The sequence below is a fragment of the Bacillus sp. SRB_331 genome (assembly GCF_003264175.1).
Lineage (GTDB): Bacteria > Bacillota > Bacilli > Bacillales > Bacillaceae_G > Bacillus_A > Bacillus_A mycoides.
Genome location: NZ_NADV01000005.1, coordinates 1 through 11,166, shown reverse-complemented (window position 1 = coordinate 11,166; position 11,166 = coordinate 1). Strand labels below are relative to the sequence as shown.

Sequence of the window (11,166 nt, the reverse complement as noted above, 5' to 3'; positions counted from 1 at the left end):
AGTATCAGGATAACTTTTATTGCTCTCCCATTTATAAACAGCTTGTCTAGTCACTCCAACCTTTCGAGCCACATCTTCTTGTGAAAAGCTTTTTGATTCACGAAACTTTTTCAATTGCGAACCTAAATTCATATTATTCACCTCTAAGAAATCATTACATATAAACCTCTAATCAATAAAGAAACCATTAATCTAATACATGTAAACTAATGGTTTACATATTTAAATCCTTACTAAATTACCCTCTATATTCAATTGATACAATATTATCAGAAACTAAAAAAAGAATCCCATAAATATAGGACTCTTTTTAATTTTCTCGAATGTAAACTTTTAGATATTAGTTTACATTCATTTTGTTGATTTCATTGGGTTTATCTTACCTTAGCCATTTTTAGTGAAAACACCGAGAAAAGTATACATTCAAAAATGCATAAATAAAGAGATTGCAAAATCTATTCGAAGTAAAGAACTACTTAATTGAAATGATCTAATTAATCAAAAATCTCATAATTATGATAATATATTGTTTAACAGATGTTAAAAAAGGAGGACATAACAATATGACTGATTCTAAACAAAAAACACCCCTTTGGGAATGGTTTGCTTATCTTGGAGCAACCGTAACAATTATAAAACTTGTATATACATATTTATTTTAAAATCAAACATATACATTCTACACAACCGTAGTTACCATAACACCACTTATCGGTATTCAATGTATCTAGAAAAACCCCTTCAGTTTACTTGGCTAAAGGGGTTTCCTATTTACATAATTTCCGTTAACGGAAGTTAATTCGGATTAAATAGTTCATTAACCGTTGTACGTAGTACTTCGGCTAATTTAAAAGCTAATGTTAATGTTGGATCATATTTAGCATTTTCAATTGCATTAATAGTTTGGCGTGATACATTGCAATACTTAGCCAATTCTTCTTGTGTCATAGATTTTTCTTTACGGAACACTGAAATAGAGTTTTTCATATTACTTAAACTTCTTTGATACAAAAAATTCAGTGATTGGAACTATAACAAGGGAAGCACATAAGGCTAAATAAAGAGCGGAATTTTGGACATTATCAAGACTCCAAATAGTTTTACCCTCTCCTATAACTAATGTAATGAACATAACGATGATAAGGACAAAATATCCAATCTTGTAACTCAAATAAGAAATATGTTTTCCTAATTCATCCTGGCTTTCTTTTGAAACAGCATCAGCATCTCCCCATGTGACTTGATTTACGATAGAACTAATAATTAAGCATGCAAAGAAAAATACACTCATCTTAATACGTTTTTCTGTTATAAAAATATATAAAGCATAAGCAATAATAAGAACTAAACAAATACAACTAATTAAGAATATGAATTTTTTTCCATTCATCTTGTATGATTCCCTCCTATCCAAAAATGTAAAAACTTTTTTACATTTAAATTATATCTAGTGAAAATTAGAGTGTCAAAACCTTTTTACATCCGAAGTGAATATCTTATTCAGACTCAGTTAACATAACGTCTCATTATCAGTAGCAAAGAAAAGGGCGTCCCCTTACTCTCATAAGGGATTCGCCTTTTTTTCTTTTTATCAATCTATGCAACTTTTTATACATTGTTGGTATAGAAAGGATTCTAGGGATCCTTGCCATTCTTTTTTTGCATAAAATCTTGTATAACATTCCTATAAAGACCAATGACTGGATTTGTCATTGGTCTTTATTTGTATTTGAAATGTATATCCCGTATCGAAAACGCTCCATTTTGATGCTTTTTTGATTTGTTTTGCTATACTTGATTGATTTTTTTAAAAGCTTTTATTAAGGGGGAATGACTGCAACCCTGTTACTACCACTAGAAAGAGAGACGAATTAAATGGGATTTCATGTAGATTTAAAGGAATTCAATGAAGTACTGGCCAAACTCCAAAAAGATACCAGTAAAACAAATAATCAACTTGAACAAGCCCAAAGAGCATTGAATGGTATTATCCAGGCCGATGCCATGCAGGGTGCAACAGGAAATGCAATTGTCAACGACATCAATAATAACCAAAGTGCAGTTGTGACTGGGTTGAAAGTTACCAATGAATTTCTCATTGCGGAAATGTTGACAACTTTAAAGGATTTTCAGTCAACAACGAGAGAAAGTGATGAGAATGCGGTTATTCTGGAAGATGCATTACTGCAAACACAAAACAAACTTTCCAATCTTCAACCCAAGAAACATGAAATGGATAGTCGCATCTCTAATATTTACAACAGCGTGAACGATTTGGTTTCACTGAGTATGCCGAAAAGCCAGTTTGATGAAAAACTGGTTGCAGCCAGCAAAGAACTAGAGGATACGATTCAAAAAGTACAGCAATTTGAAAGTAAAAAAGAAAAAAGCAATGCGGAAAACATTCTCGATGCTCTAAACCAACAAGTTCAAATTGCAGGGGAAATGAGTAGTTTATCTCATACTGATCCAAAACTTCAAGCCTTCTTTGCTCTAGATGAGTTGGCAAAAGGCATTCATGAAATGGATACACAAATCACGAAGGCGGAAAAAGAAGCTGAAAGAGAAATGAAGAAAAAGCAAGAGGAATGGGCGGAACATCATCCAGTGGAGGCTTGGCTTCAAAACTTTTCCAATAATGCCGGTGAGAAATGGGATGTATTGAGAAAAGGTACAAAATGGGTAGGGGAGAACATTCCTTTCCTGAAAGAACTTTCTGATGATGTCTTGGTGTTGGAAGGTTTTTTAGGGGCGGCAGGATCCGCTATTAGTGGGATTGCGATAGGTGCAAGTAAGCTCGGTTCGCTTATCTTTAACTTGGTTGCATTGGGATGGAACTCTGCAACAGGGCAAGAAACAGCCCAATGGAGGATGGACGATCTCAACGCGACTTTGCAAGGGGCGAAGAAACTTGCCGAATATGGGATTGTAGGCTCTATCACAATTACGGCTCCTTATCTTAGTGTTTTCTTAAATAATCCCGCATACACGGACAAAATTCCCGTGCTGGATAACCTCGCTAGAACCTTTAGAAAAGACCAAAAAGAAATGTTAAACACAGTGAAAGGTTATGTAGAGAAAGCTCTGACCGACCCTTATGCTTTTGGTGGCATGTTATTTGATTTTGGCAGTTGTTTTGTCGGCGTTGGTGAAGTAAGCGCCGCAGTAAAAGGATTAGCTGCATCCGGAAAACTTGCAGAGGGTGCAAAAATCTATCAAGTAGCAGAGAAAAGCGGTAAAATAGGTAGTAAGTTGGAAGAAGTAGCGGCATTCATAAATAAGTTGCCGAACAGTATGAAGAATGTTAGGGAGAAGATTAAAAATATTGAGATCCCGAATTTATTCCATGAACCTTTGTTAGCTGGTGTTGGGAATGGAGGAGGAAGAAACGCACTTGATGGAGAGTTATTTTCTGTTGCTAAGAGTGAAACTAAGGGTACGGGTAAAGGTACTCAAACTAAAAAAATTAAACCGACTAATGAAAGAACTGCAGAATATGAAGAAGCTATGACAAAAGCAGCTAGAGATTTACCTCCTTATAGTAGAAAACCTAATAAACCAAGAGATTTTGAAGAAAAAGTAGTAGATGATTCTACAGGAATTACTACTTATACATTTACATCTAAGAAAAATGGGGAAACTTATAAAGTTAAATATGATAAAGATGGTTACCCAATTTTTAATTCAAAATATGAAACATCTTTATCAGAGTCATATCATATAGAGCCTGACTCAGTGCAGTTTAAATATCTCTCACAAAAATTATATGACGATATAATGAAAGATCCAAACTTAGCAAAACAATTCAGCCAAACAGATATTGAGCTATTCAAATTAGGTAAGAAGCCAAAATCAGTCACATGGCATCATCATCAAGAGACTGGTAAAATGCAACTTGTTAATTACTATGAACATCAGGTTGCGGGTCATACAGGTGGTAGAGCAATTTGGGGTGGTGGAGATGACGGTAGAACAGGTAAACTGAAGAAAATTATTTTGGAGATGATAAAATGAGCCGAGTAACTTGGCTATTTACGGATGGAGCGATAGATGAGCAAGTAATTATTGCTGTAGAGAATTCATTTGGTGTCAGATTTCCAGATGATTACCGTGAATGCATTAAAAAAAATAACGGTGGTTATCCTGAGCCTAATATTTATGATATTAATGATGATGAGGGTGGAGCAGTCTTTGATTGTCTATTAAGTTTTACAAGCAAAGATGCAAATATAGAAGTTGTTTATGAATTAACTTCACTTCCGGAAGGTATTATTCCATTTGCAAGAGACCCATTTGGGGGACTGATTTGTTTTAATTACTGTGATACTAAAGATTCTCCGTCAGTAGTTTTCTATGATCAGGAATCAGTGAATGAGGATAAAATTAAATTAATATGCGACTCTTTTTCTGAATTGATTGAGAGATTATACTCTGATTGAGCAAAACAAAATGAACAGGAAAGAAGGTTAGTTGTATGAGGAATTTAGATTTTGAATATACTTTTACCTCTATTGGCATTGAAGATATCGAAGATTTCGAAAATAAGTATGGTATATTGTTCCCTGATGATTATAAACAATTTTTGCTGTCTAAAAATGGAGGGAAAACTGAGCAACGAAGATTTAAAACTAATGATACAACTAAGAAAGGCGTAATAACATCGTCTGTTTCAATGTTTTTTCCTCTATCAATAGAAAATGAAATAAATCTAGAAGAGAAATTAAGAAGTTATAATTTGGTGCAAGTGGTACCAAGTAATTTGCTTCCAATTGGAATTGACCCAGCGGGGAGTTTGATTTGTTTATCAATTGATGGGAAAGATAGAGGTAGTGTATATCATTGTGATATGGATTACTTTGAAGAAGATAACGAGTTAAGAGAGGAATACATCCGACTAATTTCTAAAAGTTTCTCTGAATTTGTGGATAATTTATATATTCCTGAAAACTAATGATAGGATTTTATTGATTCGAATTAGTTAATAGTTGGTTAATCTCTTTAATTTAAACGGGGCTTTCTTTATGGTCTAACGACCCAGAGAAAGCCTCTTCTTTTTCCCCGAATTATTTAAAAGTACAACATAGGGGACGGGTGAAGTTCCTAAAGTTAATCCGAAAATTAAAGTGAATTTTAAGACTGGTTATGATAAGCATTTAATTGAAGTAGAAGGTTTTAAAGCAAAACCGACTATAAGTATAAAAGGTGGACACAACCTTGAAAACTTTGAATAGTACATTTTAGACAACTTCGGTGATCCGATAAAGAATATTAATCAAGGTGTAACAAAAACGCCACACCCGGATATTCTAGGTATTTATGAAGTTAAATACAAGCTCCCTGTTTATGACGGAATGAGCACGGCTAACGGTGGAAAAAGGAATATCAGAATGTTCCAATTCCTGTTAAGGTTAGGCTTAGTCAAACGGCTGATTTATTCGGATTGAGGTCCCTCCAAGTTGATACGGAAAAGCTTGGAAATCTAATCAGCAAGTTCGAAAGGAAAGTCCATGAAGTTCCTAAGGGTACGGGTAACACTGTAAGCGATTATCTTGATGGTGTAGTCAAAGATGGTAATCACTTTTTAGATAAATTTAAATTGAAATCTAATGTGAAATATGAAACAAATGGATATTTATATCAAACGGATAAACCAGAACAAACTGAGAGAGCTTCTGGAGAATTAACGTTAGAGATGGGAGAACGTAATAATAAACATCAGTTAACTGCTGGTGGGGAAGATAGAGTTAAGGCTCCTTTAACATCTTTATAGCAAGGGAATGCTTGTAGACTGATCTATACTGCATTCCCTTATTGTATGTATGCTATATTCTTATTCGCCTTTTTCTAACAGTAGAACCACGAATCTTGGCGAAGACACTGGTTTTTGCCCTGTCCTGGGGTCCGTCCTCGCTTTTTATTCCACGGTTCCCTTGACCACGAGCCTCCGAACCCTCAAACTCCCAAAGCTAACCCCAGCGGGCAAAAACCGCCCTTCTGGGGCCACCCCTGGCGAGTTTGCATGAGGGTTCCCCTCATCGTCAAGGAACTTTCGCGGCATAAACGCCAGGACTCAGCGATTCCACACGCACGGCAACCACAATTCCTTTTAAATACATTTTTTATTTATTGCTAACAATAAATAAAAAACTAATTTTCATAGAAAATTATACCTATAATTTCACTTACCGTATTTTAAAACTTCTTAATAAAAAACAGAACATTAAAGTGTATTATATTTTTTCACTTGTAATGGGATAGTTACAACATATAAATCTACAGCATAATAAATAATCCAAATTCCTTTACCTTCAGCATCAAATCTTGATTGGAAAAACTGTTCTGAAATTTTTCTTTTCCCCCATTTTTTAGGAAGCCATTGAAATACTTTGGGAACATTATTATTCATACTAATTATCTCCTTAAATCCTTAAATCCTTAATAATAAGTTCTTTACCATATTTCAAAAAATCATTTTCCAAATAATCTCGCGAAAAAACCTTTTGGTTCTGTAGATGCCGTTAATAATTTTGTTTCTTGTACTTCTCTAATTGTTTCAAGTAACTTCTGATCACGTTTCTCTAACTTATTGTCAATATAATCTTGTTGTTTTCGTAATTGCTCAATTAGCAATTTATTAAATTCCTCTTGTTTCTCACTATATTCTCTAAGTCTACTAACTTCATTTTTTAATGATTTTAATTCTTCAGCTAAAATTTCTCCAACTTCTTTACTAGGTACAGGCTTTATACTTTCTCCACCTGTAGCAAAATAATGTTCAATTTGTTTTATTGAGTAATTCTGTTCTCGATGTAATTGTTTAACTATTTTCATTTGCTCAAGAGCTTTTTCATTAAAAACATTGTAACCCGACTCATTTTTCTCCAAAGGAATATACATCCTTAATTCTTTCATCCAATTTCTTATAACATTTGGTGATTCATCTACACACAGTGCAACTTCTTTAACGGTCATCGCTATATAACCTGGTTTTTCTTTACCTAGGTTTTCACTTTTATCCATCTTTTTACCCACCTTTAAAACCTAGATAAAAACCTAAGTTTTTTAAATATCAAGGGTTATTTTCAAAAAAATCAACCTTGATACCTAGGTATAAAACCTAGGTTTTTACTAATTCATTTTACTAAGGTTTATATCCTTCTGTCATATAAAAATAGAGAATTTCTCCCCTATCCCCATCCGTACTTCATTTCCTTCTTAACATATGATTATTTAATCCACACAGCGAAGATCATAGCCGCGCCACATAAATTTTCTAATAACCCTTCAACAAACCACAATTAAAATTACATTCTTGTTTTTTTAACATAATAAAATCCAGTAAAAAAATAAGTCATTTTATAAAATTGGAAATTCAGAATCAAAAAAGAGAGAAGAGCATAAGGGGTTTTTGGGCCCAACTAGGGGTTGGGACTAGGCGGAGCCTAGCTTAAACGTGGGTACACGAAAATTCCCAGGATGTCCACTCACTGACGACACAAAACATTCTAAATGTCCCGATTGTGTCCCTAGATGTAGACTCAGTGAGTACACAAAGTCCCTTTGATGTCTCCATATGAGTACTCACTAACGACATGATATTTTTAATAAATTGCAATCAAACATTACTTTAAAATACTAAAAGAAAACAATGAGCATTAAACAAATATAAATCCTTAATCTAGAATCAAATAACAACAAAATACAAAATACTATTTAAACGCTTCAGAATCCTTTTTAAAAGATATAAATCTAAAACAATACTATTTGTCGTCAAAACGAAAATAAACGCTTAAAAAGTAAAATAAACAGGTTTAAAAGGAGGTTTTCTTTTGCTTTTGGGGTTGAGGCTGGTTCGTCGTGTGGGGACGAGCCCCCACGTATTACGTATCTATCAATGTGGTAAGTGAAATTATTAAGCGAAGGCACTAGCGGTTCGGCTCGTATAATAGCAATTCAAGCTGATGATCCCAAATAGTTGCTTTTGGATGTATCGGCTTGGTGATATCCAAACTCGAGCCGAAAAAAGTTCCGCAAGGATGTAGCAAAGCGAAAAGGGTGGAGATTTTCTGTAGCAAAGCGAAGGAAAATACGACCCGTTCCTTGCGGAACTTTTAGCCCTTTATATAGAGAGTGAGAAGGGACAAGCATACAAAAGCAGAAAAAAACCAGTAATACCAAGGGTTTCAAGTTTTTTCATAGTTATCGAATTCGATAACTATGAAAGTTACAAAAAAACCTGTATGAAATTCATACAGGTTACACTAATTTTATAGGTAAATTTTTCAATTCTTTTGGTTTTCTTATAAACATAGTTTGTAGTGTTTGATTAATATTGTCTCGATCTCCACAAAGAATCATATTTGGGTTTATGTACAGTGCATACATTCTAGCATTAATTCCATCTCTACCCGACTCAAAACGTCCAATTAGACCCTTTTCAATTAATTGTTTTATTAATCTACTAACTGTATTTTTACTAGAACCTATTTTTTCTGCTATTTCAGTTTGAGTCATAGGTAACTGCTCTTTTGCATTTATATCATGAACAATACAGTTAGATCGAAACCCTATAAAACCAATAATTTTGTTTAAAAACATAATTTCTTCGTTTTTCAAATAATTATTCTGAATAAGATATAACCAATTCTCCTGAATAATTTGAGCGAATTTAGCTTTATTCTTCACTTTTCGTTCTGGGACTAGCTTCATACCATGAGAATTAGCTTTTGCTTGAAGTTCATTTGCTAAATACATCTCTTCTTCTGACAAAATCTTCGAATCCTCGATATCTCTTAATCTTGCATTTTTTTCAGCTTGTTTTAAATTGATAGTATTTGTCATAACTTTTCTCCTCATTCCTAGTATTTACAACTAGTACGGAGACTTTTTTTATGCTATTATGTAATTAGAATTTTATAAGAATAAAAAAGCCTCTCATTCTAGTTGTTTCTCGACAATTCAATTATATCATGATTGGCTTTTTTTGTTGTAACTAATAAAAAAAGAGTCCTAGATAAATAGAGACTCTTTTTTCTTATTATCGAAAATCACAAATCAAATTTTATTTTTTAATATGATGTAACATAATACCAATTCTTTTCTACCTTTATGATTTCTTTAAAATCACTATTAAAATCCGACTTAATTGGTTTTATATCATTAAGCGAATATATAAAACCTGAAAAATTATCTAATATACCACGATAAGTATAGAAGAAAATTAAAGTACTATTTTCTTTTTCTTGAACCAATATATCACCACCATTTTTGGAAGTTGATACAAATTGTTTAGGTAAATGAATCATTTCATTGTTATACTCAACATTTGGAATTAATTTTTTTTGTTCTATAAGTTCTATTACTTGTTTACGGTCTTCTTTATAAATTATAAAATCTAGTTTCATATATATTTTTACAAAAGGCACATATATACAAATAATAATTATAATTAATTGTATAACTAAAGGTTTCCAGTTTTTACATTTTATAAAGTTTATAATTCCGATAATGAATATTATGAAAAATGACCCATAAATTGCGATACTAACAATCGGCATGAAAAATGGTGTAACTAATTGAACTAAGTACCATTTAGTTAAATTATAAATTATTACAATAATACTACTTATCATTGTAATTTTAGTTGATTTTTTTTTCATATTTTATACACCTTTCCAATTTTAAATCGTATTTCTAAATCATCTTATATAATATCATCAAAAATCGAAAAGAATGGGCAAGCTACGGGAGTGTGGCCACAATCCCCAAAAACGGTGTTTTTGACTTGGTAGGAGATTCCTACAACCTTTACCGTTTTTTCGGTCTCGAAATTTCATTTTCTCGTTCTAAAACGGTTGTCGCTTCGCTCGATTTTCAGCAAATAAAAAAGCCCATCTTCGTCAGCTTTTTCTTACTAAAGTCACAAAATAAACGTTCATTTTTTGTTACAAAATATTTTTTTACCCCTAATCACAGCTACGCTGGTATTAGGCCTTCAAATAAATACTTAAGCATTTATTTTATTTAAAATCGAAACTTTATTAGTAGTAAATAGTACATAATCTTGTTTTCTAGTTTTAATTAAGATGCGATCAGTTGTAGCATAAGGTGTCCCAATTCGAATTGCATCAATTTTTTCAACACCAGCATAAGTATCATCTTCAATAACTTCAATAATTTCATTTAATGGAATACTAACTTTTGCTAATTGCCATTTAATAATTAATTCCTCTGTTGTTTTTATAACATCAATACCCAACATATTACCAAGACCTTTCCATTCTATTTTCTAAATATAATTATAAATAAAATAAATGAATTTGTAATTAAATATCTTTATTGGATATTTATGTTTGCAAATGATATGAATAACAAATTATTTTTATCTGTTTTCAAAAGTAAACTTTTATCTAAAAGTTTACTTTTTTATCTATCAGGACTTACTCCTTGATGAAAATTTTTGTATATTTGGTAATAAATGATACTTATTACCAAAACATACAAAGGGGTCTCATAATGGATATTTTTTTATTCAATTTATTATTTTTTTCAGTCTTAATTTTATTGAAAATGAATTTTATTTCAGCACTAAATACAGAAATAAAAAGAGAGTCAAAAAACTATTTAATAATAATTATTGATTTTCTTTTTATAATTATTTTTTTATGGCTTAGTATAAATGTTTTTTTAGAAATTATTTTAATATTACGAAGAAATTTCGATAATCTATCTTTATAAAATATTATATTAATTCATTGTTCTTCATTAATTTGTTTAACTATCATGTTATCAAACTGTTAAAACTTTTAGATATTCACATTTAAAAATGAATGTAAACTTTTGAATATTTGTTTACATTATAAAAAGAAGACCGAACTAGAAAAACAATCTAGTTCGGTCTTCTTTTTATTTTAAATTCATTAATAATTACTTTTTTCACATCACTATAAAATACCATTATTAGCATCCCTGATATAGTTATAAATAAAGAAATTCCTTCAATACCAATAAATATACCTACAAATATAAGAACAATACCTATAAAAAATCCAAAATCATTTCCCTCATCATCATCTTCACACTCAGCTTTATCCTCTTTATCTAAATCCTCTCTAGCATCCTCTGATCCCTTTATTAACTCATCAATTGTTACTTCATATAATTCAC

At 31.8% G+C, this 11,166-nt stretch carries 12 protein-coding genes and 1 pseudogene; 4 read left to right on the top strand and 9 right to left on the bottom strand.

The features are described from left to right. From B5P42_RS03515 to B5P42_RS03505, 3 genes are all read right to left on the bottom strand, one after another. Positions 1-132 (bottom strand): helix-turn-helix transcriptional regulator (locus B5P42_RS03515; protein WP_142674043.1); only part of this gene is annotated, 132 nt, incomplete at its 3' end. A 663-nt stretch (positions 133-795) separates the two neighbouring features. Beyond that, positions 796-987, bottom strand: a complete 192-nt coding sequence (locus B5P42_RS03510) for a helix-turn-helix transcriptional regulator (protein ID WP_113733659.1) — start codon at positions 985-987, stop codon at positions 796-798. 1 nt (position 988) lies between these two features. Beyond that, a complete protein-coding gene (locus B5P42_RS03505) occupies positions 989-1,390 on the bottom strand; it encodes a hypothetical protein (protein WP_113733658.1) in 402 nt (133 codons plus the stop codon). Between the two features lie 485 nt (positions 1,391-1,875). On the opposite strand from B5P42_RS03505, the gene B5P42_RS33360 reads away from it, so the two are divergent. The 4 genes from B5P42_RS33360 (at position 1,876) to B5P42_RS32250 (ending at position 5,770) form a co-directional block, all read left to right on the top strand. Beyond that, complete coding sequence (locus B5P42_RS33360) at positions 1,876-4,014, top strand: HNH endonuclease (RefSeq protein ID WP_113733657.1); 2,139 nt, start codon at positions 1,876-1,878, stop codon at positions 4,012-4,014. Next, a complete protein-coding gene (locus B5P42_RS03495) occupies positions 4,011-4,439 on the top strand; it encodes an SMI1/KNR4 family protein (protein ID WP_000092333.1) in 429 nt (142 codons plus the stop codon). Before B5P42_RS33360 ends, B5P42_RS03495 begins: the two co-directional genes overlap by 4 nt. Before the next feature lie 35 nt (positions 4,440-4,474). After that, positions 4,475-4,951 carry an SMI1/KNR4 family protein gene (locus B5P42_RS03490; RefSeq protein ID WP_002110812.1) on the top strand — a complete coding sequence of 159 codons (477 nt, stop codon included), beginning with the start codon at positions 4,475-4,477 and terminating at the stop codon, positions 4,949-4,951. 489 nt (positions 4,952-5,440) lie between these two features. After that, entirely contained in the window at positions 5,441-5,770 is a 330-nt protein-coding gene (locus B5P42_RS32250; protein ID WP_113733656.1) for a hypothetical protein, read from the top strand. A gap of 450 nt (positions 5,771-6,220) precedes the next feature. On the opposite strand, the gene B5P42_RS03480 is transcribed toward B5P42_RS32250, so the two are convergent. From B5P42_RS03480 to B5P42_RS03450, 6 genes and pseudogenes are all read right to left on the bottom strand, one after another. After that, entirely contained in the window at positions 6,221-6,406 is a 186-nt protein-coding gene (locus tag B5P42_RS03480; RefSeq protein ID WP_044443238.1) for a hypothetical protein, read from the bottom strand. A 62-nt stretch (positions 6,407-6,468) separates the two neighbouring features. Further along, positions 6,469-7,020: a MerR family transcriptional regulator gene (locus B5P42_RS03475; protein ID WP_113733655.1), complete on the bottom strand. Its 552-nt coding sequence runs from the start codon at positions 7,018-7,020 to the stop codon at positions 6,469-6,471. A 1,236-nt stretch (positions 7,021-8,256) separates the two neighbouring features. Beyond that, the gene (locus B5P42_RS03470; protein WP_002193740.1) at positions 8,257-8,841 is read right to left on the bottom strand and encodes a helix-turn-helix domain-containing protein; all 585 of its coding nucleotides are present in this window, start codon (positions 8,839-8,841) and stop codon (positions 8,257-8,259) included. Between the two features lie 227 nt (positions 8,842-9,068). Continuing rightward, on the bottom strand, positions 9,069-9,659 hold the full coding sequence (locus B5P42_RS03465; protein WP_113733654.1) for a hypothetical protein: 591 nt from the start codon (positions 9,657-9,659) through the stop codon (positions 9,069-9,071). A 347-nt stretch (positions 9,660-10,006) separates the two neighbouring features. After that, positions 10,007-10,261 (bottom strand): SunI/YnzG family protein, encoded by a 255-nt coding sequence (locus B5P42_RS03460; protein ID WP_060752200.1) that lies wholly within the window; start codon positions 10,259-10,261, stop codon positions 10,007-10,009. 627 nt (positions 10,262-10,888) lie between these two features. Beyond that, positions 10,889-11,166: pseudogene (locus B5P42_RS03450) on the bottom strand (helix-turn-helix domain-containing protein); the annotation flags it as partial.

Excerpts from the sequence above, each read along its gene's own strand:
- B5P42_RS03510 (WP_113733659.1), bottom strand. The coding sequence starts at position 987 with ATGAAAAACTCTATTTCAGTGTTCCGTAAAGAAAAATCTATGACACAA.
- B5P42_RS03505 (WP_113733658.1), bottom strand. The coding sequence starts at position 1,390 with ATGAATGGAAAAAAATTCATATTCTTAATTAGTTGTATTTGTTTAGTT.
- B5P42_RS33360 (WP_113733657.1), top strand. The coding sequence starts at position 1,876 with ATGGGATTTCATGTAGATTTAAAGGAATTCAATGAAGTACTGGCCAAA.
- B5P42_RS03495 (WP_000092333.1), top strand. The coding sequence starts at position 4,011 with ATGAGCCGAGTAACTTGGCTATTTACGGATGGAGCGATAGATGAGCAA.
- B5P42_RS03490 (WP_002110812.1), top strand. The coding sequence starts at position 4,475 with ATGAGGAATTTAGATTTTGAATATACTTTTACCTCTATTGGCATTGAA.
- B5P42_RS03480 (WP_044443238.1), bottom strand. The coding sequence starts at position 6,406 with ATGAATAATAATGTTCCCAAAGTATTTCAATGGCTTCCTAAAAAATGG.
- B5P42_RS03475 (WP_113733655.1), bottom strand. The coding sequence starts at position 7,020 with ATGGATAAAAGTGAAAACCTAGGTAAAGAAAAACCAGGTTATATAGCG.
- B5P42_RS03470 (WP_002193740.1), bottom strand. The coding sequence starts at position 8,841 with ATGACAAATACTATCAATTTAAAACAAGCTGAAAAAAATGCAAGATTA.
- B5P42_RS03465 (WP_113733654.1), bottom strand. The coding sequence starts at position 9,659 with ATGAAAAAAAAATCAACTAAAATTACAATGATAAGTAGTATTATTGTA.
- B5P42_RS03460 (WP_060752200.1), bottom strand. The coding sequence starts at position 10,261 with ATGTTGGGTATTGATGTTATAAAAACAACAGAGGAATTAATTATTAAA.